23 protein-coding genes and 1 riboswitch are annotated in these 22335 nt (G+C 69.1%); of the genes, 9 read left to right on the top strand and 14 right to left on the bottom strand.

Annotated features, from left to right (window positions below):
• Positions 1-29: 29 nt before the first annotated feature.
• Positions 30-209, bottom strand: coding sequence for a hypothetical protein (locus tag ACESMY_RS19240; protein WP_372786236.1), 180 nt, complete (start codon positions 207-209; stop codon positions 30-32).
• A gap of 103 nt (positions 210-312) precedes the next feature.
• Positions 313-672: a hypothetical protein gene (locus ACESMY_RS19235; RefSeq protein ID WP_372786235.1), complete on the bottom strand. Its 360-nt coding sequence runs from the start codon at positions 670-672 to the stop codon at positions 313-315.
• Between the two features lie 25 nt (positions 673-697).
• Between ACESMY_RS19235 and ACESMY_RS19230 the strand changes: the two genes are divergently transcribed.
• Positions 698-856 (top strand): hypothetical protein, encoded by a 159-nt coding sequence (locus ACESMY_RS19230; protein ID WP_372786234.1) that lies wholly within the window; start codon positions 698-700, stop codon positions 854-856.
• 7 nt (positions 857-863) lie between these two features.
• Here ACESMY_RS19230 and ACESMY_RS19225 read toward each other — a convergent pair whose 3' ends face one another.
• The 7 genes from ACESMY_RS19225 to ACESMY_RS19195 all read right to left on the bottom strand — a co-directional run bounded on the left by ACESMY_RS19225 (position 864) and on the right by ACESMY_RS19195 (position 7475).
• A complete protein-coding gene (locus tag ACESMY_RS19225) occupies positions 864-3719 on the bottom strand; it encodes a TonB-dependent receptor domain-containing protein (RefSeq protein WP_372786233.1) in 2856 nt (951 codons plus the stop codon).
• Positions 3720-3871: 152 nt separating this feature from the next.
• A complete protein-coding gene (locus ACESMY_RS19220; protein WP_372786232.1) occupies positions 3872-4165 on the bottom strand; it encodes a DUF1330 domain-containing protein in 294 nt (97 codons plus the stop codon).
• Positions 4162-4602 carry a PaaI family thioesterase gene (locus ACESMY_RS19215; protein ID WP_372786231.1) on the bottom strand — a complete coding sequence of 147 codons (441 nt, stop codon included), beginning with the start codon at positions 4600-4602 and terminating at the stop codon, positions 4162-4164. The genes ACESMY_RS19220 and ACESMY_RS19215 overlap by 4 nt, the downstream gene beginning before the upstream one ends.
• Positions 4603-4613: 11 nt before the next feature.
• Complete coding sequence (locus ACESMY_RS19210) at positions 4614-5123, bottom strand: 6,7-dimethyl-8-ribityllumazine synthase (protein ID WP_372786230.1); 510 nt, start codon at positions 5121-5123, stop codon at positions 4614-4616.
• Positions 5124-5210: 87 nt separating this feature from the next.
• A riboswitch (FMN riboswitch) is annotated at positions 5211-5387 on the bottom strand.
• 206 nt (positions 5388-5593) lie between these two features.
• Positions 5594-6040 (bottom strand): flagellar basal body protein, encoded by a 447-nt coding sequence (locus ACESMY_RS19205; protein ID WP_372786229.1) that lies wholly within the window; start codon positions 6038-6040, stop codon positions 5594-5596.
• On the bottom strand, positions 6040-6354 hold the full coding sequence (locus tag ACESMY_RS19200) for a rod-binding protein (RefSeq protein ID WP_372786228.1): 315 nt from the start codon (positions 6352-6354) through the stop codon (positions 6040-6042). The genes ACESMY_RS19205 and ACESMY_RS19200 overlap by 1 nt, the downstream gene beginning before the upstream one ends.
• A complete protein-coding gene (locus tag ACESMY_RS19195; protein WP_372786227.1) occupies positions 6354-7475 on the bottom strand; it encodes a flagellar basal body P-ring protein FlgI in 1122 nt (373 codons plus the stop codon). The genes ACESMY_RS19200 and ACESMY_RS19195 overlap by 1 nt, the downstream gene beginning before the upstream one ends.
• On the opposite strand from ACESMY_RS19195, the gene ACESMY_RS19190 reads away from it, so the two are divergent.
• The 3 genes from ACESMY_RS19190 to ACESMY_RS19180 all read left to right on the top strand — a co-directional run bounded on the left by ACESMY_RS19190 (position 7474) and on the right by ACESMY_RS19180 (position 10815).
• Entirely contained in the window at positions 7474-8121 is a 648-nt protein-coding gene (locus tag ACESMY_RS19190; protein WP_372786226.1) for a flagellar assembly protein FliX, read from the top strand. The two genes, ACESMY_RS19195 and ACESMY_RS19190, sit on opposite strands and share 2 nt — an antisense overlap.
• Before the next feature lie 93 nt (positions 8122-8214).
• Positions 8215-8643 (top strand): RNA polymerase-binding protein DksA, encoded by a 429-nt coding sequence (dksA, locus tag ACESMY_RS19185; RefSeq protein ID WP_372786225.1) that lies wholly within the window; start codon positions 8215-8217, stop codon positions 8641-8643.
• 126 nt (positions 8644-8769) lie between these two features.
• Positions 8770-10815: an NAD(+) synthase gene (locus ACESMY_RS19180; RefSeq protein WP_372786224.1), complete on the top strand. Its 2046-nt coding sequence runs from the start codon at positions 8770-8772 to the stop codon at positions 10813-10815.
• A 6-nt stretch (positions 10816-10821) separates the two neighbouring features.
• Here the strand turns inward: ACESMY_RS19180 and ACESMY_RS19175 are convergent, their stop codons facing one another.
• The gene (locus tag ACESMY_RS19175) at positions 10822-10998 is read right to left on the bottom strand and encodes a hypothetical protein (protein ID WP_372786223.1); all 177 of its coding nucleotides are present in this window, start codon (positions 10996-10998) and stop codon (positions 10822-10824) included.
• Positions 10999-11096: 98 nt separating this feature from the next.
• On the opposite strand from ACESMY_RS19175, the gene ACESMY_RS19170 reads away from it, so the two are divergent.
• Positions 11097-12041, top strand: coding sequence for a LysR substrate-binding domain-containing protein (locus ACESMY_RS19170; RefSeq protein ID WP_372786222.1), 945 nt, complete (start codon positions 11097-11099; stop codon positions 12039-12041).
• On the opposite strand, the gene ACESMY_RS19165 is transcribed toward ACESMY_RS19170, so the two are convergent.
• Positions 12034-12630 carry a TIGR00730 family Rossman fold protein gene (locus ACESMY_RS19165; protein ID WP_372786221.1) on the bottom strand — a complete coding sequence of 199 codons (597 nt, stop codon included), beginning with the start codon at positions 12628-12630 and terminating at the stop codon, positions 12034-12036. The two genes, ACESMY_RS19170 and ACESMY_RS19165, sit on opposite strands and share 8 nt — an antisense overlap.
• Positions 12631-12720: 90 nt before the next feature.
• Between ACESMY_RS19165 and ACESMY_RS19160 the strand changes: the two genes are divergently transcribed.
• Positions 12721-13509, top strand: coding sequence for a hypothetical protein (locus ACESMY_RS19160; RefSeq protein ID WP_372786220.1), 789 nt, complete (start codon positions 12721-12723; stop codon positions 13507-13509).
• Positions 13510-13566: 57 nt separating this feature from the next.
• Positions 13567-15363, top strand: a complete 1797-nt coding sequence (locus ACESMY_RS19155; RefSeq protein ID WP_372786219.1) for an ABC transporter ATP-binding protein/permease — start codon at positions 13567-13569, stop codon at positions 15361-15363.
• On the opposite strand, the gene ACESMY_RS19150 is transcribed toward ACESMY_RS19155, so the two are convergent.
• Genes ACESMY_RS19150 through ACESMY_RS19140 form a run of 3 tightly spaced genes read right to left on the bottom strand, consistent with a single transcriptional unit; the run spans position 15360 to position 20223 of the window.
• Complete coding sequence (locus ACESMY_RS19150; protein ID WP_372786218.1) at positions 15360-15896, bottom strand: GNAT family N-acetyltransferase; 537 nt, start codon at positions 15894-15896, stop codon at positions 15360-15362. The genes ACESMY_RS19155 and ACESMY_RS19150 overlap by 4 nt on opposite strands.
• 3 nt (positions 15897-15899) lie before the next feature.
• Positions 15900-19130 carry an efflux RND transporter permease subunit gene (locus tag ACESMY_RS19145; RefSeq protein ID WP_372786217.1) on the bottom strand — a complete coding sequence of 1077 codons (3231 nt, stop codon included), beginning with the start codon at positions 19128-19130 and terminating at the stop codon, positions 15900-15902.
• A gap of 25 nt (positions 19131-19155) precedes the next feature.
• Positions 19156-20223: an efflux RND transporter periplasmic adaptor subunit gene (locus tag ACESMY_RS19140; protein WP_372786216.1), complete on the bottom strand. Its 1068-nt coding sequence runs from the start codon at positions 20221-20223 to the stop codon at positions 19156-19158.
• 235 nt (positions 20224-20458) lie between these two features.
• On the opposite strand from ACESMY_RS19140, the gene ACESMY_RS19135 reads away from it, so the two are divergent.
• Together ACESMY_RS19135 and ACESMY_RS19130 are read left to right on the top strand one after the other, a co-directional pair.
• Positions 20459-20899, top strand: a complete 441-nt coding sequence (locus ACESMY_RS19135) for a VOC family protein (protein WP_372786215.1) — start codon at positions 20459-20461, stop codon at positions 20897-20899.
• Between the two features lie 91 nt (positions 20900-20990).
• Entirely contained in the window at positions 20991-22280 is a 1290-nt protein-coding gene (locus tag ACESMY_RS19130) for an MFS transporter (RefSeq protein ID WP_372786214.1), read from the top strand.
• The last annotated feature ends 55 nt before the right edge of the window (positions 22281-22335 follow it).

Raw genomic sequence — 22335 nt, 5'->3', positions numbered from 1 at the left:
TCTCCGCGGGGCGGCGCTTGGCAAGGGCCTCAGGGGCGGCCGCGCGGCCAGCCTTCGAGCCAGCGGGCCGGCGGCGGCTCCAGGGCTTCGTCGCGCGGCATCAGATGGGTATCCGCCACATAGGCGCGCAGGAGCCACCACCAGCAGGCGAGCCCCTTGCGCACCGCCGCGCCGATCGGACGCAGTCGGGCCGCGCGCTCGGCGATCATCGGAGACCCCTTTCGACGCCCGCGAGGATCGCGAACGGAAAAGGCGGCCGCAAACGACCGTTAGGCTTGGTCTTTGTGCGTCGAACTCAAGACGAACGGGCGGTCAGAAAGGAGACTTGAACTGGACGCCTTTGCCGCCGAGGCGGACGCCCTCATCGGAGAGCCACTCGGGCTTCGGCTCCACTGGCGCGGCGGCCTTGGCCTCGGCCGCCTCCGAGGCGATCTTCGCGGCCGCGGTGGTCGGTTCTGGCGGTACGGACGCCGGTCTCGCCCCGGGCTTGGCGAAGGCGGCCTGCGCCAGGTCGTGCGCCTCCTGCGCCTTCTTGGCGCCGGGATCGGCTACTGGCGCGGAAGTCGGGGACGCGGACGTCTGGGCGAGGGCGGGCAGGGCCCAGATGGCGAGCGCGGCCGCGGCGGCGAGGCGCGCCAGCGGGTGAGTCCGGTCCGATGTCCGCTGGGTCATGGCTGGGTAATCCGCCGCGCGCGCCTTGGTTTCCCCTATCTTGCCACAGAACCACCTCGACCTCGACTCCATCGGCGCCGCCGAGGCCGCTTTGGGCGGATACGACGGCGCCTTGCTGGTCGTCAGCCACGACCGCGACGTCCTGGCCGCGATCGGGATCGAGCGCGAGGTGACGCTCGGCTAGTGGCCGCCTACTGCTTGTAGCTCAGGCGCAGGTAGAAGAAGCGCCCGGGCGCGTCGTAGGCGTTCGGGTCGTAGTTGTTGAGGCTGCAGGTCACGCAGCCCGGAGGATCCTTGTCGAAGAGGTTGTTGACGCCCACGGCGACGCCCAGGCCGTTCAGCAGGGTCTCCGGCGTCCAGCGGAGCTGGGCGTCGACATAGGTGCGGCTCCCGAGCTTGTTGGGATCGCCCGACTCCTGCACCGCGGAGATGTAGCGCAGGCCCGCCGTCGCCCCGAAGTCGCCCTTATCCCAGTCGGCCGTGAGGTTGGACTTCCACTTGGGATAGGCCTGGTCGGGACTGCCCCGTTCGGTGCCGAGCCGCTTGATCGGCTGAAGCCCGTTGGAGGTCGGCTGCATCTCGGTGAACTCAAGCAGCCGCGTGGTGTAGGAGTGCAGGCCGAACCGCCCGAACGACCAGGCTGGCGACGCCCAGTTGATGTTCAGGTCCATCGCCCGGGTCTTGATGCCGCCGATGTTGATCAGCGGGTTGGCGATGGCGGACACCACACCCGAGGCCGTGCGCGTGATAGTGGCGCAGGAGAGCGCGTCGGCGGTCTGGGCGCAGCGGTCCAGCAGGGTCTGGCCGCTCAGCGCCTGGATCGCCTGGTCCAAGGTGATCTGGGTGTAGGCCAGCTCCACCGAGCCGCCGTTCGCCCAGCTGGCGTCTCGCAGGAACTTGGGCGCCCACACCCCGCTGAAGTTCCAGCTCTCGCTGGTCTCCGGCGCCAGCGTCTTGTTGCCGCTGGTGATCACCGGAAGCTGTTGGTTGAGCTGCACGTAGGAACCGTTGGCCGGCACGCCGCGGGCGATACAGTTGGCCCGCACGGTGGCGCTTTGGACCGTGCCGCCGCCCAGCTCCAGGAAGTCCGAGCAGGGGTCGACGACCACCTGGTCGAAGCGCGAGGCGGAGCCGAAGAGCTCGCCGATCGACGGAGCGCGGAAGCCCTGGCCCCACGACCCGCGGAACAGCACATCCTCGGTGGGCTTCCAGTTCAGCCCGGCCTTGTACGTGGAGTCCGTGCCGGAGGTGGAATAGTCGAACCAGCGGCCGGCCACCGAGGCGTCCAGGCGATAGAAGAACGGCGTGTCCTTGATCAGCGGGATCCTCAGTTCGCCATAGGCTTCCTTGACGGTGATCGACCCGCTCGCCGGCTGGGCGGGGATGTCGGAGGACAGGCCCGCGACGACGATCGGATCGGGCTGGAAGAAGCCCTCGGTCACCCGGTGTTCGATCCCGACGGCGAAGGCGACAGGCCCGGCCGGGAGCTCGAACAGGTCGCCGGTGAGGTTGGCGCTGACGTCGCGCAGCTCCTGCTGCGAGGTGTCCTGCTGGGTGAAGCCGATGAAGTTCAGCATCGCCGGGGTGATGGTGCCGGCGCCGCCGAAGATGTTCAGCGGAACGCAGGAGCCGGTGCAGCCTGAGAGCGGACCCAGGGCCTGCTGGACGCGCTGGGCGTTCACGTTGCCGGTGAAGGTCTGTTCGGCGTGGTTGCGCGACCAGACGCCGTCGACGTCCCAGTGCCAGGTGTGGTCGCCCACCGCGAACTCGCCGTCGAGCGTGCCCGAGACATTCCAGGTGTCGACCGTCTGTTCGTAGTGCCGCGGCCCGGCCTCCACCAGCCGGCGGCCGATGAACGAATAGGTGCCCGGCTGCAGGGTGAAGCCGAAGGGGTTGTAAGGGTTGGTCGCGTCGACATTGACCGTGTCGAGCAGGTTGCCGTTGCCGGCGTCCGGCCCGACGAACAGCGGCAGGGGCGCGGCCTGGTTCGCGGACTTCCGCTCGACGTAGGAGGCGCGCACGCGGAAGTGGATCTTGTCGGTGATGTCCTGGGTCACCGATCCGAACAGGCTCAGCCGCTCCAGCGGCGTCTCGATGTAGTTGAACGGCTGGAAGTTGAAGCGGTCGGCGACGGTGAAGGGCTTGAAGCTGCCGGTGGGACCCGTGGGATCGGCCGGGTTGTAGACCGGCCGCTGCCCGGGCTGCAGCGCCTGGCGCAAGGTCGCGCTGAAGTCCTGGCCGGTGTTCGGGTCATGGATGATGAACCGGCCGTTCGGGGTCCCGGAGCTGCAACCGCCGTCGCAGACCGTGCCGAACGGGGCGGGGAAGCGGGAGATGTCGCGGTCGCCGGCGAACACCGCGTCCTGCTTGAAGTAGCCGCCGCCCACCACGATCGAGGTTCCGCCCTGGGTGACGCCCCAGGACACGTCATAGGTCTGGCTGAAGCCGTCGCCCTCGCCATAGCCGCCGACCTGGGCGCTCGCCTGGAAGCCGTCCTGCCGCTGCTTGGTGATGATGTTGACCACGCCGGCGATGGCGTCCGAGCCGTAGATCGGCGAGGCGCCTTCCTGCAGGACCTCCATACGGCTGATCATCGAAGACGGGATGGTGTTGAGGTCGACCGAGGCGGGGACGCCGGAGGCCGCCGCGCCGCCGACCCAGCGCAGGCCGTCGACGAGCACCAGCACGCGCCGGGAGCTGAGGTAGCGCAGGTCGATTTCCGCCGAGCCCGCGCCCACCCCGCCGCCGTCCGGCGGGTTGCCCAGGTTGCCTGAGTTGTTGAACTTGCTGTTCAGGCCGCCGCCCGCCGAGGGGATGCGCTGCAGCACGTCGACGGTGGAGGTCAGGCCGGTCTTGGCGATGGCGTCCTGGTCGATCTGCACGACCGGCTGGGTCTCGTCCAGCGGGCTGGTGCGGATCCGCGAGCCGGTGACGACGATCTCGGAAACCGAGGCCGCCGGCTCCGCCGCCTGGGCGACACCGAAGCTGCCGCCGGCGGCGAGCGCGCTGACCGCCAACAGGGCTGCGCCCCTCGAAAGTTTTTTCATTTTGCATCCTCCCTTGGTCCCCCGCGGTCATTGTCCTGGCGATGGCCGGGTTGTGACTCGCGGGGCACTTGCTACCGGAGGATGCAGTTAGGGCCGTAACGACTGTCAAGCCTAATACGGTGGGTGCGGAGCATCGCCCGCCCGCCTGCCGGCTAGGGACCGAGGCCCCGGACCAGCAACACGGCAGCCTCGCTCGACGCCGTCCGGTCGCTGGCGATCGCCCGGTAGGCGGGGGAGGCCGCCCAGGCCCGCGCCGCCTCGGGGTCGGGAAAGGCGATCAGCACCAGCTTTTCCCGGGGCCAGGCGCCCTCCAGCACCTGCGGCGCCTCGTCGGCGGCGAGCAGGCGGCCTCCGAAGGGCCCCAGCGTCGGCAGGAAACCCGCCGCGTAGCGGTCGTAGCGGGTGCGGTCGTGGATGGTGAGCTCAGCCACCACATAGGCGCTCATGCGGCGGTCCTGCGCACGTCGCCGCCCAGCACGCGGAAGACGGCGTTGGCCCGCGCGCAGGGCTGGCCGTCGGCGGTGACGAAGGCTTGGGCGAAGCACAGGGTGCGGCCGGGCTTCACGAACACCGTGTCGAATTCCAGCCACTGGCCCTCCAGCGCCGTCCCCAGGAAGTCGACGTTGAGGGTCACGGTGACCAGGCCGCCGGTGTGGTTCAGCCGCCGCGCGCAGGACAGGCCCATGGCGTTGTCGGCCAGCGCGCCGATCAACCCGCCGTGTACGAAGCCGCGGCTGTTGGTGTGGGCCGGGCCGGCGTGCAGGCCGAGGACGACGGCGTTCTCGGCCTTGCGGCTGAACAGCGGCTCCCAGGGGTCGGTGAGCGGGCTCTTGCGGTCGTGCGGCGAGAACCCGAGGGGCGGGGTTTGGGTCTGGAGTTCCATGGCCAGGCCCCTCACGCCGCCGCCGCGAGACTGGCGAGGCTCTGCAGGGTCCCGACGCAGGCCCGCGCCGCCTCCTGGCCCTTCACGCGGAAGTGCTCATGGAAGAACCCCTGATGCGCGTCGTGCTCGTGGAAATGGTGCGGGGTCAGCACCACCGAGAAGACCGGCGTCTCGGTGGCGAGTTGCACCTGCATCAGGGCGGAGACCACCGTCTCGGCGACGAACTCGTGGCGATAGATGCCGCCGTTGACCACGAAGGCGGCGCCGACGATGGCGGCGTAGCGGCCGGTGCGGGCCAGCGTCTGGGCGTGCAGCGGGATCTCGAAGGCCCCGGGCGTCTCGAACCGCTCGACGGTCTGCGGCGGAAAGCCGAGCACCGCTATCTCCTCGAGGAAGCCGACGTGGGCCTGCTCGACGATCTCGCGGTGCCAAAGCGCATGGACGAAGGCGATCCGCGCGGCGCGGAAGGCGCCGTTGGCGGTGGGAAGCTCCAACGCGGGGACTTGGGTAGCTTGGGTCATGGGTCTTCTCCCTGACGGGTTCGAGGAACCACGACTCAGGGAGACGCCGTCGAAGTACGCCTGGCCGAAGCCCGTGCGCACGCCGCCAGCGGTTCTCATAACCGGACTCTAACCGTCGGCCCCGGGATCGCACCGGTGTCTGCTGACCCTTGCGGCGCCCCTGCTCCGGAGAGAAGACGGCCGCCAGGCGCCCGCGGGCTCGTCCCTTCCTCGCGGAAAGGCATTACCGCCGGTGGGGACTTTCACCCCGCCCTGAGAACGTAGATCGCCGGAAAAGCTCCGACGACAGGGCGAGATTAGCGCGCTGACGTTGCGTCAAACAAGTGTTTGAATCCTGCCTCCCCCGCGAGGCGGGGGAGGGGCGTTGGGGGCGAGCCATCGCGGCGAGCTTGAGGTTTGCCCCTTCCACCATCGGTTCTTCGCGTCGCTCGGCCGGTGGTCCCCCTTCCCCATGAATGGGGAAGGTAAGGTTAGGCGCGCTTGTTGAGGGTTATCGCCGTCGCGGCCGGAGTCGCGCTCTGCAGACCGCCGGCGCCGTAGCTGGCCCCCTTCTGGCGTTGCGTCGCCACTTCTTCGGCGATCGAGCGGACCAGGCCTTCGGTGACGGTCTTGGCGGCGCCGACCGCGCGGGCCTGGCGGGCCAGCACCGCGTCGAAGGCCTCGGTGGCGCGGACCAGATGGGTGCGCAGGGCGAGGCTCACCCCGGCGATCAGGTCGGGATTGCCGCGGATCCGGGCGGACTCGTGCCGGTAGAGGTTGGCCAGCCGGCCGGTCTCGGCCATGTAGCCGGCGGCGTCCTGAGGTCGGCGGGCCTCGAAGGCCTGCGCGCCCTGCGCCACCAGATGGGTCAGGCGCTCGGTGAGCAGGATGAGCTGTTCGACGCGCTCGGTGGCGTCGGCGCTGGCCGGAGCGGCCATCACTTCAACCCCTGCATCTTCAGCATCTCGCGCTGCACGGTAGCGGCGATGCCGATGCCGCCCCGGTCGCTCATCTTCTTGGCCATGGCCTCGGTCAGGAACGACTTGAACATCGCTTCGCCCGGGCCGCCGCCGAAGGGCGCGGGCGTGTCGGTGCCCTCGAACATCTGCTGCATCATGATCGACAGGAACGAGGACTCGAACTTCTCGGCCGTGCGCTTGATGTCGCCGCGCTTGGCCAGCTCCGCCGCGGTGGGCGCGGCCGGTGTCGCCAGCAGGTTGGTCGGGACGGCGGTGGCGGTCAGGTCGGCCATCACATCACCTCGATGTCGGCTTGCAGGGCGCCGGCGGTCTTGATGGTCTGCAGGATGGAGATCATGTCGCGCGGGGTGACGCCCAGGGCATTCAGCCCGGCCACCAGGTTCGCAAGCGACGCCCCGCTCTTGAGCGTCAGGAACTTCTTGCCCTTCTCCTCGTCCACCGAGACGTCGCTCTGCGGGACGATGGCGGTCGTGCCGCCCTTCGAGAAGGCGGTCGGCTGACTGACCTGCGAGCTCTCGTGCACGGTGATGGTCAGGTTGCCCTGCTGTACCGCCACGGTGGAGATGCGCACGTTCTCGCCCATGACGATGACGCCGGCGACCTCGTCGATGACCACCTTGGCCGGGCCGTCGGGCTCGACCGAGAGGTTCTCCACCTGGGTGACGAAGCTCATCATGTTCTCGCCGTTCACCGGGTGAATGGCGACGATGGTCGGGTTCTCCGCGACCGCGGAGCCCGGGAAGGCTGCGTTGATCACCTGGGCGATGCGCCCGGCGGTGGTGAAGTCGGGATTGCGCAGGGTCATGCGCAGGGTGGTCATGTTGGCGAGCTGGAAGCCGCTCTCGGCCTCGACGATGGCGCCCGAGGCGATGCGGCCGGCTGTGGGTACGCCCTTGGAGATGGTGCTGCCCGAGGCGCCCGAGGCGCTGACCGAGCCGGTCTGCACGGTGCCCTGGGCGACCGCATAGGCCTTGCCGTCGGCGCCCATCAGCGGGGTCACCAGGAGGGTGCCGCCCAGCAGGCTCTTGGCGTCGCCGAGCGCCGAGACGCTGGCGTCGATCCGCGCGCCGCTGGCCGCGAAGGAGGGCAGGTTGGCGGTGACCATCACCGCGGCGACGTTCTTGGTGTTGAGGGTCGCGTCGCGGGTGTTGACGCCCAGCCGCTCCAGCATCGCCTCCAGGCTCTGCTTGGTGAAGGGGGCGTTGCGCAGGGCGTCCCCCGTGCCGTTCAGCCCGACGACGATGCCGTAGCCGACGAGCTGGTTATCGCGCACGCCTTCGAAGGCGACGATGTCCTTGATCCGCGACTTGGCCGCGGCGGGGCCTGCGCACAGGCCCGCAAGCAGGCTGGCGGCCAGGACGAGAAGGGAGAAGACGCGGAACGGCTGACGCATGGGACCCGGATGCAGTTGTTTCCTGCGTCCCTATGCGATCAGCGTGCCAAGCCAGGGTCTCCGGAAAGTCCAAGGAAAACAGCGCCGAGAGTCGGGACGCCTGAACGCCGCGGGCGTCCATCGGCAGATTCTGCCCGGCATTAACCATGCTGCAAGCTTGGAAGCAGAGAAGGAGGATCCAGAGTTCGCGTGGTCAGGGATTGAAACTCGCAGCATGAAGGTCACCGGCCCAAGCGGGATCGGATCCTCTTCAGGCGCACGTCCGGCGCATGGCGCCGGCGGCGAGGGCTTCCGCATCGTCACGCCGGGCGCGGCGCCCGAGGCGGGCGCGGCCTCATCGGTTTCAGCCACCCGCGGGGTCATGGGCGTCGAAGCCCTGCTGGCGCTGCAGGACGTGGGCGGGCCGCTGGAGCGCAAGCGCCGCGCCGTGCGCCGCGCCGGCCGCATCCTCGACGTCCTCGACGAAATCAAGGTCTCTCTCCTTGAAGGCGCGCTGAGCAGCGCCGATCTAGACCGCCTGCGCCGCGCCGTACGCGACGAGCGCGAAGGCACGGAGGACCCCGCTTTGGAGGCGGTTCTCGACGAGATCGAACTGCGCGCCGCCGTCGAAGTGGCCAAACTTGAGCGCGCCGACCATGCGGCCTAATTGCTCAACCATTTTATGGCTCATTGAAACCAATGTTCCATTTGCTATAAGCGCCCCGCGTGTCTCGGGGAGTTTAGGGGGCTCGGAGTGTCCATGAAGGCAGCCGAAGTTCTGGCTGACAGGCCTGTGTATCGTCCTTCCGAGGACGAGGTGTTCATGAGTGAGCGGCAGCTTGAGTATTTCAAGCAGAAGCTCATTGATTGGAAAGAGGATATCCTCCGGGAATCGGGGGAGACCCTCAAACATCTGCAGAGCGAAACCGAAAATCATCCCGACCTCGCCGATCGTGCGTCGTCGGAGACCGACCGGTCCCTCGAACTGCGTACCCGTGACCGTCAACGCAAGCTGATCTCCAAGATCGACGAGGCCCTGCGCCGGATCGAGGACGGGAGCTACGGCTACTGCGAGGAGACCGGCGAGCCGATCGGCGTCGCCCGCCTTGACGCACGGCCGATCGCCACGCTCAGCCTGGAAGCCCAGGAGCGCCACGAACGGCGCGAACGGGTCCATCGCGACGACTGATAATCTATTCCCCTGAGGGGATGGCTCTTTGCCAAATCTTCAGGCTCGACCTATATATGCTCAAATTGAGCATTTCTCCCGGGCGGCAAATCAGGCGCTAGTGGCGGGGGGATGAGAGGCGAGCCGGTGACCAAGCCGTTCCACGCGATCCACAGCCACGGCCTCGTGCGCGTGGCGGCCTGCACGCCGGCCGTCGCCGTGGGCGACCCCGGCTTCAACGCCGCCCAGACCCTGGCGCTCGCCAAGGAAGGCCATACGGGCGGCGCCGACCTGATGCTGTTCCCGGAGCTCGGGCTCTCGGCCTACGCCATCGACGACCTTTTCCTGCAGGACGCCCTCCTGGCCCGGGTGGAGGCCGAGATCGCGGGCCTCGCCACGGCCAGCAAGATGCTGGCGCCCGTGCTGATCGTCGGAGCGCCGCTGCGGCACAACGGAGCGCTCTACAACTGCGCCGTGGTGATCGCCCGCGGCCGGATCCTCGGAGTCACGCCCAAAAGTTTCCTGCCCAACTATCGGGAGTTCTACGAGAATCGCTGGTTCGCGCCGGGCGCCGGCGTGACCGGGCTGACGATGCAGCTGGCCGGCCAGAGTGTCCCGTTCGGCACGGACCTGGTCTTCGAGGCCGCCGATCTGGCCGATTTCAGCTTCGCCGCGGAGATTTGCGAGGACGTCTGGTCGCCGACCCCGCCTTCGACTCAAGCCGCGCTGGCGGGCGCGCTGATCCTCTGCAACCTCTCGGCCTCCAACATCGTGGTGGGCAAGGCCGATGAGCGCGACCTGCTCTGCGCCTCGCAGTCCATGCGCTGCCAGGCCGCCTACCTCTATTCGGCCGCCGGGCCGGGGGAGAGCACCACCGACCTTGCCTGGGACGGCCAGGCGACGATCCACGAACTCGGGCGCCTGCTTGCCAAGACCGACCGGTTCCCGGCCGGCGCGCAGATGGCGATGGCCGACGTGGACGTCGAGCGCCTGCGGCTGGAGCGCCTGCGCACACCGACCTTCAACAACGCCGCGGTGGCGGCGGGCCGCCCGGAAAAGAGCTTCCGCAAGGTGACGTTCGAACACCAGCCGACCTTCGCCGACGTCGGCCTGATGCGGCCGCTCGACCGCTTCCCGTTCGTGCCCAGTGATCCCGCGCGGCTCGACCAGGACTGCTACGAGGCCTTCAACATCCAGGTGCAGGGGCTCTCTCAGCGCCTGCGGGCGACCAAGTCCAAGCACCTGGTCATCGGCATCTCCGGCGGCCTGGATTCCACCCACGCCCTGCTGGTCGCCTGCAAGGCGTTCGACGCGCTCGGCAAGCCGCGCGCCGACATCCTGGGTTTCACCATGCCGGGGTTCGCCACCAGCGAGGGCACCAAGTCCAACGCCTGGGCGCTGATGAAGGCCCTGGGCGTCACTGGCCAGGAAATCGATATCAAGCCCACGGCCCTGCGGATGCTGGAGGACATCGGCCACCCCTTCGCCAAGGGCGAGAAGGTCTATGACGTGACCTTCGAGAACGTCCAGGCGGGCCTCAGGACCGACTACCTGTTCCGGCTCGCCAACCAGCACTCGGGCTTCGTGCTGGGCACCGGCGACCTCTCGGAACTGGCGCTGGGATGGTGCACCTACGGCGTCGGCGACCAGATGAGCCACTACAACGTCAACGGCTCGCTGGCGAAGACCCTGATCCAGCACCTGATCCGCTGGGTGGTGAAGACCGGACAACTGAAGGAGGGCGCCTCGGAAACCCTGATGGCGATCCTCGACACCGAAATCTCGCCCGAGCTGGTGCCGGCCGACGCCGCCGGCGCCATCCAGTCGACCCAGGCCAAGGTCGGGCCTTACGAGCTGCAGGACTTCAGCCTCTATCACATCACCCGCTTCGGCCTGCGGCCGTCGAAGGTGGCGTTCCTGGCCTGGCACGCCTGGCGCGACGTGAAGCTCGGGACCTGGCCGCCGAACTTCCCGGAGGGCGTGCGCAACGCCTACGACCGCGCCGAGATCAAGAAATGGCTGGGCGTCTTCCTCTACCGCTTCTTCGAGATCAGCCAGTTCAAGCGCTCGGCCATGCCCAACGGCCCCAAGGTGATCTCCGGCGGCGCGCTCTCGCCGCGCGGCGACTGGCGGGCGCCCTCTGACGGCACGGCTCGGGTGTGGCTCGACGAACTGGAAGCCAACGTTCCCTAAGCCGCCTCAGTGTGGCCCGGCGGGGTTGTTGAGGCCGACGCCCAGCGTCTCGACGACCGAGGCTTCCACGCCGGCGAGGCCTGCCGAGGCTCCGAACAGGCGCCTGATCGCCCGCAGCACGGGCCCGATCCAAAGCACCCAGCCATAGGGAACGTCCTTATGGGTATTGTACATTCCGTCCATGTCGATCTCCCGAAGCCCTCTCTTGAAGCAGAGGGAAGGTCGGGCTGGGGAGCGCGCGAGACAAACCGGTTCTGCTGCTCTATACATAAATCACCCTTATGTCAGATCCTCTCGCCGCCTTCCCGCTCAGCGCTATCCGTGTCTTCGAGGCGGCCGCGCGCCTGCTCAGCTTCACGCGGGCGGCGGAGGAGCTTGGGATGACCCAGGCCGCGGTCAGCTGGCAGGTGAAGGCGCTGGAGCGCCGGCTCGATCAGCCGCTGTTCCGGCGGTTGCCGCGCGAGGTCGTGCTGACCCCCGCCGGCGAACGCCTGGCGCAGGGCGCATCGGAGGCCATGGGCGCGCTGAGGCGGGCGGTCGCGGACCTCTCCGAGAGCGGGGAGGGTGTGCTGGCGATCACCACGCTGCAGACGGTGGCCGCCCAATGGCTGGCGCCGCGCCTGGGGGGCTTCCAGCTGGCGTCCCCGAAGATCGCGGTGCGGCTGGAGGCCAGCGCGCGGTTGGCGGATCTCTCGCGGGACGGGTTCGACGTGGCGATCCGGGCCGGATCGGGCGACTGGGCCGATCTGGAAGCCCTGCCGCTGTTCCCGGCGGTGATCACGCCGCTTTGCGCGCCGCAGACACTCGCGGGCCTGGGCTCGCCCCTGTCGCCCGAGGTCCTGCTGACCGCGCCGCGGATCGGATTGGACGAGGAATGGGCGGACTGGTTCGCCGCGGCGGGTGTCACATCGCCGGACGCCGCGTCGCGGGCCGCGCCGCGCTTCGCCGCCGACAACCAGGTCTTCGAGGTCGCCGCGGCGATCGGCGGCCAGGGGATCGCCCTGGGCTCGCCGATCCTGTTCGCCGCCGACATCGCCGCCGGCCGGCTGGTGCAGCCCTTCGACATCGTGGCGACGATCGGCGGCGGCTATTGGCTGGCCTATCGCCGGGATCGCCGGCGGACCCGCAAGATCGCCGCCTTCCGCGATTGGATCGTGGCCGCCGCGTCGGCCGACCCCGCCGTCGCGCGCTATGCAGGGGCGGCCAGGTCGGCGGCCTCTAGGTGAGCGCGGCCAGCATGGGCGAGGCGCCGGCCTTGGGGCCTGCGAGCAGGGCCGGCACGATATCCTCGACGCGATCGACGACGGTCCAGGCGTCCATGAAGGCGGGCGGCGTCAGCTTGGCGTCGACGGTGTGCTGGAAGAGGGCGAACAGCGGCCCCCAGAAGTTGTCCGGATTGTAGAACACCACCGGCATGCTGTGCAGGTCGAGCCGGCGCCAGGACAGGAGCTCGATCACCTCCTCCAGCGTGCCGATGCCGCCGGGCAGGATGACAAAGCCGTCCGACTCCTCGAAGAACATCTGTTTGCGCTGGTGCATCGAGGTGACGACCACGTGCTCGACGGTCTCGAGCGCGCGTTCCTTGCCGACCAGGAAGTCGGGGATGATCCCCAGCACCTTGCCGCCGGCCTCGTGGGCGGCCCGCGCCGTGGCGCCCATCAGGCCTACTCCGCCGCCGCCGTAGACCAGCCGCAGGTCCGCCGCCGCCAGGGCGTGGCCGAGGTCACCGGCGGCGCGCAGGTACGCGGGGTCCGCGGCGTCGGACGAGCCGCAGAAGACGCACACCGATTGGAGCGGGTTGGGCGTAAGCCCCATCGATCGAACTCCGGGAAGGTCGGCGCGCTTGCGAGCGCACCGTGAAAGCCTGATTAGCTATGCTCTGGGTTAAGGAGTTTCAACCAAGCCGTGGTTCCCGCGAAGCCCGCTATTGCCGCGTTGTCGGCGTTCCTGCTGCTGGCGGGTTGTGACGGCAAGCCCCTGGTGGCGGCCGCGCCCGACCCCGCGGCCTCGGAGGAGGTTGGAGACCTGACGCCACCGATGCCGACGGGCCTGAAAGCCTCCGCCGACGGATGGAGGCTCTCGGGCACGGCGCCGGCTGGGGCGCGGGTGCGGCTCGCGACCCCGCAGGGCGAGGCCCTGCACGCCGAGGCCGACGTCCGGGGCCGCTGGGCGATCGCGCTCGGTCCGGCCGCCGAGGCGCGCATCTTCGGGCTTTCGGCCAGCGCCCGGGGCCATCAGATCCAGTCCGAGGGCTATGTGCTGGTCACCGCCGAAGGACAGGCCGCCGTGCTGCGCTCCGGCGCCGGCGCCCGCCGCATCGACCCGGCGCCGGGCCCGGGGCTGCGGGCGATCGACTTCGATCGCGGCGGCGGGCTGGAGATCTCTGCGACCGCGGCGCCGGGCGCGACCGTGATCCTCCGGCTGGACGGCCGGCAGGTGGCCGAGGGACGCGCCGACGCCGCCGGACGCTACGACGTGAGCCTGCCCTCGCAAGGCTCACAGAGCCGCATCCTGCCCGGCGCGCACCAGGCCCAGGTGTTCGGCGACGGCTTTTCCGACGCGGCGAGCTTCCAGGTCGTGGCCGTGCCGCCCCTTGCGCAGGGGCCCTTGCGTAGCCAGCTCACCCCTGCCGGCCTTCGTGTCGACTGGATGACGCCGGGCGGCGGCGTGCAATCCACGATCCTTGTCCACTAGACGGAGCAGCGGTTGGCCTTCGCACACCCCGGAATGACGCGCCGCTTCGGCGGTGAAATGGCGGCTGTCGAGACCAGGTTCAGCTTCTGGGGCTCCATGGCCGACCTCGGCCGGCTGGTGATGCGCTCCGGCGCGCCGCAACTGCGGCTGCGGATCGCCGCGGCGCTGATCCTGGTCTTCGTCGGCAAGGCGGCCGGCGTCACCGCGCCCGTCATGCTGGGCGACGCGATCAACACCCTGCAGCCGGCGGCCCAGGGTGGCGTCGCGATCGGCGCGACGTTCATTTTCCTGGCGGTGGCCTTCGCGGCCTTGCGGCTGGTGGCGGCCTGCGCGCCCTATGCGCGCGACGCGATCTTCACGCGGGTCTCCCAGTCGACCATGGCCAAGGCGGCGGTCGAGACCTTCGCCCACGCGCTGGGGCTCTCGCTCGATTTCCACCAGTCCAAACAGACCGGAACCCTGACCCGGATCATCGACCGCGGTTCGCGCTCGACCGATTTCCTGATCCGCAGCCTGATCTTCAATCTCGGCCCGACCGCGGTCGAGCTGGTCATGGCCATGGTGGTGATGGTGGTCCGGCTGAACTGGCGGTTCGCGATCACCGCGCTGGCGACCATGGTGATCTACGTCGTGGTGACCTTCCGGATCACCAACTGGCGGCTCTCGCACCGCCGAGAGCTCAACGATACCGACAACCGGGTGGCCGGCCTCTCCGGCGACGCCCTGATCAACTACGAGACGCTGAAGACCTTCGGCGCCGAGGATCGGATCGTCGAGACCTACGAAAAGGCCATGGGCGACTATGTGAACGCCAGCGCCCGGGCGAACGCCTCGCTGAACCTGCTGAACGGCTCGCAGTCGGTGATCCTCAATATCGGCCTGGCCGCCATGACGGTGATGGCCGGGTACGAGGTGTCCGGCGGGGCGCTCAGGATCGGCGACATCACCACGGCGATCTTCCTCTTGAGCGGGCTCTATGCGCCGCTGGGGATGCTGGGCTTCCAGTACCGTGAGATCCGCCAGGCCTTCATCGACATGGAGCAGATGGTCTCCCTGCGCGACGTCCAGCCCGACATCGTCGATGCGCCGGACGCCCGCGACCTGCCGCCGGCCAGCGGGCAGGGGGCCTCGATCGGGTTCGACCATGTGAGCTTCCAGCACGACGCCCGCTCGGTGGGCCTGCGCGACGTGAGTTTCGACGCGCCGCCCGGCACGACCACCGCTCTGGTCGGCCCGTCCGGCGCGGGCAAGACCACCGCGGTGCGGCTAGCCATGCGGCTCCTCGATCCCCAGGCCGGCCGGGTGCTGATCGACGGCCTCGACATGCGACAGGTCAAGCAGACGGCACTACGCCAGGCCGTGGCCCTGGTGCCGCAGGACGTGGCCCTCTTCAACGACAGCCTCTACGCCAATATCGCCTTCGCGCGGCCCGGCGCGGGCAACGAGGCCGTGCGCGCCGCCGCCGAGGCCGCCGAGCTGGGCCCGTTCATCGACAGCCTGCCCAACGGCATGTCGACCATGGTCGGCGAGCGGGGCCTGAAGCTCTCCGGCGGTGAGCGCCAGCGGGTGGGGATCGCGCGCGCCCTGCTGGCCAATCCGCGGGTCCTGATCCTCGACGAAGCGACCAGCGCCCTGGACGGGCCCACCGAGGCCGCGATCCAGGAGACCCTGCGCAAGGTGAAGGCCGGGCGCACCACCCTGGTCATCGCTCACCGGCTCTCGACCATCGTCGACGCCGACCAGATCCTGGTGCTGCGGCGCGGCCGGATCGTCGAGCGCGGGACCCACGCCGAGCTCCTGGCCCGCACCGGCGAATACGCCGCGCTCTGGCGGCGGCAGACCCGGGAAACCTAGGGGGCGATCGCCTTGCCCATCCGCACCAGCGGCACCGGCTCGCCGCCGCGGCTGTCGACGATCTCCTCGATGGCGATGAAGCCGTAGCTCTCGTAGAGCGGGCGGCCGGACATGGTGCCCATCAGCTCCAGGCGCCGGAAGCCCTCGGCGCGCGCCGCGCCCTCGCAGAGCTCGAGGATCAGCCGGCCGACGCCGCGGCGGGCGAAGTCCGGGTGGGTGTACATGGCCCGCACCCGCGCCGGGTCCTTCGCCGGGTTCAGCAGGGCCGCGTCGCGCCCGGGCGTATGGTCGCCGCCATAGAGGGTCGCGCGCCGGCTCCAGCCGCCACAGCCGGCGATCCGGCCGCCGTCCTCCACGACGAAGTAGCCGCCGTCGGCGATCAGCTGGCGGTCGAGGCCCATGATCATGCGGCTGGAGGCGATCTGCCCCGGCGTCAGGAAGCCCCGCTGCAGTTCGGCGATGGCGGCGTCCATCACCGCTTCCAGGGCCGGAATGTCCTGCGGCCCGGCGATGCGGGACGTGAGCCCCGCCATCGGCTACTCGGCGGCCCGGGGGATATCGTAGGGCTTCACCGCCTGCGGCTTGGGCTTGATCCCCGCCATCCGCTGGCCCCAGCGCCAGTAGCTGCCGAAGCGGGCCGAGGCGACCTTCGGCGCGGCCAGCAGGGCCGGCGTCAGGGCGAGCGTCAGGACCGTGGCGAACGAAAGGCCCCAGACGACGGCGGCGGAGAGCTGCACCCACCACTCCGAGCCCGGCGCCTTCAGTTCGATATGGCCGTTGTGGAAGTTCGGGTGGATCTGGAACATCAACGGCAGGAGGCCCACGACGGTCACGAGCGTGGTCAGCATCACCGGCCGGAACCGCTGGGCCGCGGCGCGCACCGCGGCCTCGTCCGCCGGAAAGCCCTGGCGGCGCAGCTGGTAGAAGGTGTCGACGAGCACGATGTTGTGGCCGACCACGACCCCGAACAACGCCACCACGCCGGTCCCCAGCATGATGATCGAGATGTAGTCGAAGGTGTGCAGCAGGTTGATCTGCACCCCCAGCAGGACGCCGACTGTCGACAGGATGACGGCGAAGAGGGTGACGACCACGCCGTAGAAGCTGTTGAACTGCCAGAGCAGGATCACGAACATCAGGAACAGCGAGACCGCCATGGCCGCGACGAAGAAACCGACCGCGTTCTGGCCCTCCTCGTCGGCGCCGGTGAACTTCACATGCACCTCGGGATCGAGCCCGGCCTTGCCGACCCAGGCTTTGATCTGACCGACCTTCAGGTTGGCGGCGACGCCCTTGATGGCGTTCGCCTGGATGATGACCATCCGCTGGCCTTCGCGGCGCTGGATCTGGGTCACCTGCTGGCCCGGCAGGCGCTTGACGAAGTAGCTGGCCGGCACCGGACCGTTAGGCGTGGTGATCTTCAGCTGGTCGAAGGCCGCGACGGTGCGCGCGTCGATCGGGAAGCGCACCCGGATGTCGAGCTCGTCCTGGGCGTCGTCGGGACGGAAACGGCCCACCAGGACGCCATCGGTCATGAACTGGATCGCCTGGCCGACCGACAGCACGTCGACGCCGTAGCGGCCGGCCGCGACCCGGTCGACGGTCAGGTTGTATTCGATGCCCGGCGAGGTGCGGTTGTCCTCAAGCTCGATCAGCTGCGGGTCGGCGGACAGCTTGGCCTTGACCTTGTTGGCGGCGATGTCGAGGGCGCCGGGGTCGTGGCTGGTCATCTGGACCTGGACGCCCTTGCCGGTGGGCGGTCCGCCCTCCGGCTCGCGCACCTCGACCTGCATGCCCGGCAGATCGGTGACGCGGGCGCGGATCGCATCAGCGACGTCCTTGCCGTTGATGCCCAGCACCTTGCGCTGCTCGTACTTGTCGAACTGCACCTGGATGCGGCCGATGGTGTCGTTGGGCGCGGAATTGGGCCCGCCGTTGCTGCTGAAGCCGCCGGCCCGCACGTACATGGACTCGATGCCCTTGACGCCCACCAGCTTGGCCTCGACCTGCTTCATCAGGGCGTCCTGGGCGTCGGGCGAGAGGTTGCCGCGGGCCTTGACGTAGACGGTCACCTGTTCCGGATCCTGATCCAGGAAGAACTCGGTCCGGTGCGGCGTTTTGACGAACCAGAAGCCGACGAGGAAGATGATCAGGAAGGTCGAGAGCACGGTGCGTCCCGGGTGGCGGCCCAGGTAGGAGACCGACCGCGCGTACCAGCCCATGAAGCCCCGCATATCCCGCGGGTCGCCATGCTCCGACTTCTCGATCTCCGCCAGGTGCTCGGCGTCGACGGCGGTGGGCCGCCCGAAGATCGAGCCCACGGCCGGGGTGAAGATCAGCGCCACGAAGATTGAGGCCCCCAGCACGAAGAACAGGGTCAGCGGCAGGTAGCTCATGAATTTTCCGGAGATCGAGTTCCAGAACATGAACGGCAGGAAGGCGCAGAGCGTGGTCAGGGTGCCGTTCACCACCGGCCAGAACATCCGCTTGGCGGCGGCCGCGAAGGCCTGCTCCTTCGGCATGCCCTCGGCCATCTTCCGGTCGGCGTACTCGACCACCACGATGCCGCCGTCGACCAGGATGCCGACCGCCAGAACCATGCCGAACATCACCATCTGGTTCAGCGTCACGCCCTTGGCGTGGATCATCAGGAAGGCGATCAGGAAGCAGGCCGGGATCGCCAGGCCAACGATCAGCCCCTGGCGGATTCCGAGGCTGGCCACGATGATCATCATCACCAGCAGGCTGGCGGTCAGGATGCCGCTTTCCAGCACCGTCAGCGTGCGGCCGATGAACTCGGAATTGTCGTAGGTGAAGTCGACCTTGACCGTCGCCGGCCAGTGTTTCTGCTCCTCGGCGACGAGGGTGCGGATGGACTTCACGGTGTCGAGCAGATTGGCGCCGTTGCGCTTGGTGACGTCGAGCGCCACGGCGGGTTGGCCGTTGAACCGGGTGATGAAGTCCGGCTCCTTGAAGGTGCGCCGCACGTCGCCGATGTCGCCGATGGTGACGATCCGGTCGCCGCTCTTCTTGACCGGCAGGGCCAGGATATCGGCGGGGTTGCGGACCACGCCCGGCACCTTCATGGCGAACATGCCGGCGCCGGAGCGCAGGGCGCCGGCCGGCACCAGCTGGTTGTTGCGCGCGATCACGCCGGCGAGGTCGGTGGCCGTGACGTTGTAGGCCTCCATCCGCAGGGGATCGATGGTGACGTCCAGCAGCTCCTCGCGGGCCCCGCTCTCGAAGGCCTCCTGGACGCCGGGCGAGCTTTCCAGGCGCTCCTTCAGGTCCTTGGATATCCGCGCCAGTTCGCGCTCCGGCGCCTGGCCATGCAGGACGATGCCGAGCACCGGCTGGTCGGCGAAGCTTTGCTCCTGGATGATCGGCGGCTCGGCGTCGGGCGGGAAGCGGCCGCGCGCCAGGTCGACTTTCGAACGGACGTCGTCGAGCGCCTTCTGCTTGGAGAAGTCCGGCTCGAATTCCAGGGTCACGACGGCCGCGCTCTGGCGGGCCACCGCGTTCATATGCTTGACGCCCTGGATGGTCTGGAGCTGGACCTCCAGCGGCTTGATCAGCAGCCGCTCGGCGTCTTCCGGGCTGACCCCCGGGAAGGGGACGATCACCGAGATATAGGGCAGGTCGATGTCGGGCTGCGCCTCGCGAGGCATGGCCAGGTAGGAGAAGAAGCCGAAGACGCAAGCGATCAGCGTTACGCCCAGCACCACCTTGCGGCGCTTGATGGCTCCATCGATCAGCGCACCGATCATCGATCTTTCTCCAACCGCCTCGACACTAGCGCGTCAGGGCGACACGAACCTTCTGGCCGTCGGCGACATAGGACTGGCCGACGGTGATCAATTGCACGGGCCCCGAAAGTCCCGTCACCCACAGGCCATCGCTGGCTTCCTCCACGATGGTCACCGGCGCGAAGGCGACGCGGCCATCGGCCAGGACGTAGCGGACGCCCTGGCGTCCGGCGGAGTCCAACACCAGGGTGGAGACGGGCACAAGGTGCGCCGGTCCTGAGCCCGCCCCGATGTGCATCTCGGCCGAGAGGCCCGAGCGGACGTCGAGGCGCGAGTTCGGCACGGTCACCTCGAGGTGATAGGTGCGCGTCTGCGGGTCGGCGTCGCGGGAGACATAGCGGATGCGGCCATGCAGCAGCTGGCCGGACACCAGCCTGGCCGAGGCCGGCGCGCCGACCTTCAGCCGGGCGGCCTGGGTTTCCGGCACATCGCCGACGATCAGCAACGGGTCGATTTCAATCATGGTGCCGCAGGGCTGGCCGGGCGCGAGATAGGTCCCGACCTCGGCGTCGCGATGGTCGAACACGCCGGTGAAGGGGGCCTTGATGTTGACCTGGGCCAGCGCGATCTCGCCCTGCCGGACGGCGGCGGCCGAGGCGTCGAGGTTGGCCTGGCTGAGCAGCACCTGGGCGGCGGAGCGGAAGCCCTTCTTGGCCAGCTCCACATTCTGTTGCTGGGCGAGCTGGTTGGATTTCTGCATCGCCCGCGCCTGGTCGAGCGCCGCCTGGCGCGCATCGACGGCCAGCCGGCAGAGCACGTCGCCCCGCTTGACGAAGCTGCCCTGGAGAACCGGCGCGGCGGCGACGACGCCGGCGGTCTCGGAGCGCACGACCACCGCGCGCGTCGCCTGGGTGCGGCCGCGGATCACCAGGTCGTACTGGCGCTCAACTTCCGGAATCAGCCGGGCCTGGACGCTCGGCGGGCCGGCCGGGCCGGTGGTCTTGGCATGCGCGGCTTCGGGCGCGCCCGCGCTGAACAGGCTGCGGACAATGAAATAAAGCGCGACCGCACCGACTGCGACGATCACAAACAGATACTGGGATTTCATCCGCATTCAGCTGTCCCCGGCCCCCTACAGCTCTCTCGAATCAGGGCCGTATCTGATGCGCGGCCTCATCTTCAGGTTCCGCGCGCTTGTGATGCCACTGTTACGCGAGGGCAAATGAAATCGCGGACAGGATAGCAACACGGCGGTTATTCTGTTTCGCAGCGGCCCATTGAACACGCCGCCACGATGGGCGCCGCGTGACCACGTGTCGCAGAGCTTACTTTGTAAAGGATAACCACTCGTGAAATACCTCCACACCATGGTCCGGGTCGCGGACCTTGACGCCTCGCTGGATTTCTACTGCGACAAGCTCGGCCTGGTGGAGGCGTCGCGGACCGAGAATCCCGGCGGCCGCTTCACCCTGGTGTTCCTCTGCGCGCCCGGCGATGAGGCCGCCGCCAAGGCCAGCAAGGCCCCGATGGTGGAGCTGACCTACAACTGGGATCCCGAAGCCTATGAGGGCGGCCGCAACTTCGGCCACCTGGCCTATGCGGTCGACGACATCTACGCGCTTTGCCAACGTCTGAAGGACAAGGGCGTGGTGATCAATCGCCCGCCGCGCGACGGACGCATGGCCTTCGTGCGGTCGCCCGACAATATTTCCATCGAGCTTTTGCAGGCCGGAGCCGCCCTGCCGCCCGCCGAGCCCTGGACCTCGATGCCCAACGTGGGGTCCTGGTAGGGCCGGCCGCCTGGGCCGATCCCCAGAAAAACTGAGGCCTAGGGATTTAGCCGATCGCCTATATGCCCTCGGATCAGAGGGGCCTAGGCAGATGACTTCCGCGAGACGGCCGTTCGGCCAGAACTATGCCTGGGTGGTGGTCGCCGCGACCTTCGTCTCGCTGTTGGCGGCGGCCGGCCTGCGCGCCGCGCCGGGTGTGCTCATGACTCCGCTGCATGACGCCTTCGGCTGGCCGCGGAGCGAGATCTCGCTGGCCGCCGCGGTCGGCATCTTCCTCTACGGCCTGGTCGGGCCGTTCGCCGCCGCCCTGATGCAGACCCTGGGGATCAAGCGGACGCTGCTCGCCGGCCTCGCCCTGATGAGCGCTTCCACCGCGCTCAGCCTGTTGATGCGCCAGCCCTGGCAGTACGTCGCCACCTGGGGCGTCTTGTCGGGCATGGGCTCCGGCGCGGTCGCCTCGGTGCTGGGCGCGGCGGTGGTCAACCGCTGGTTCGTCTCCAACCGCGGCCTGGTGATGGGCCTTCTGAGCGCGTCGACGGCCACGGGGTCGCTGATCTTCCTGCCGCTGATGGCGGCCATCCTGCAGCACGGCGGTTGGCAAGGTGTCGCGGTCACCGTCTCGGCGGCCTGCGCGGCGCTCATCCCGCTGGTGGCGCTGCTGATGGCCGAACGGCCGTCGGACATCGGCCTGGCGCCCTATGGCGCGACGGAGGTCGCCGCGGCCGCGCCGGCCGGCCGCGCGTCGGAGAGCATCGGCCTAGCCTTCTCGGCCCTGATCGGCGCGGCGCGGAAGCCGGCGTTCTGGCTCCTCTTCGGCACCTTCTTCGTCTGCGGCCTGTCCACCAACGGCCTGGTCGGCGCGCACCTGATCAGCTTCTGCGGCGACATGGGCCTGCCGATCGTCGCGGCGGCCGGCCTCCTGGCGGTGATGGGCGTCTTCGACCTGGTCGGCACGACGGCGTCGGGGTGGCTCACCGACCGCGTCGATCCGCGCAAGCTGCTCTTCATGTACTACGGCCTGCGCGGGCTCTCGCTGATCGCCCTGCCGTTCAGCCGGTTCGACCTGGCCAGCCTCTCGGTCTTCGCGGTGTTCTACGGCCTCGACTGGATCGCCACCGTGCCGCCGACGCTGAGGCTGGCGAACGAGAACTTCGGCGAGCGCGAGGCCCCGATCGTCTTCGGCTGGGTGCTGGTCGGCCACCAGGCGGGCGCGGCGGTCGCGGCCTTCGGGGCGGGCTTCCTGCGCGATCTGACCGGGACCTACGTCGACGCCTTCGTGACCGCGGGCGGCTTTGGCCTGATCGCCGCGGCCGCTGCGCTGTTCATCCGTCGGGGACCGGGCGAGGCGGCGGTGGGGCCGGCGGTCACAGTTCCGGCCTGAGTGCGACACGGACGCGACATCCGCGACACCAGGCGGCCCTGGCCGCGAGATACTT

Origin of the sequence: Phenylobacterium sp., assembly GCF_041691455.1 — a bacterium.
Taxonomy (GTDB): Bacteria; Pseudomonadota; Alphaproteobacteria; order Caulobacterales; family Caulobacteraceae; genus Phenylobacterium.
This window is presented reverse-complemented; position numbering and strand designations above follow the sequence as displayed.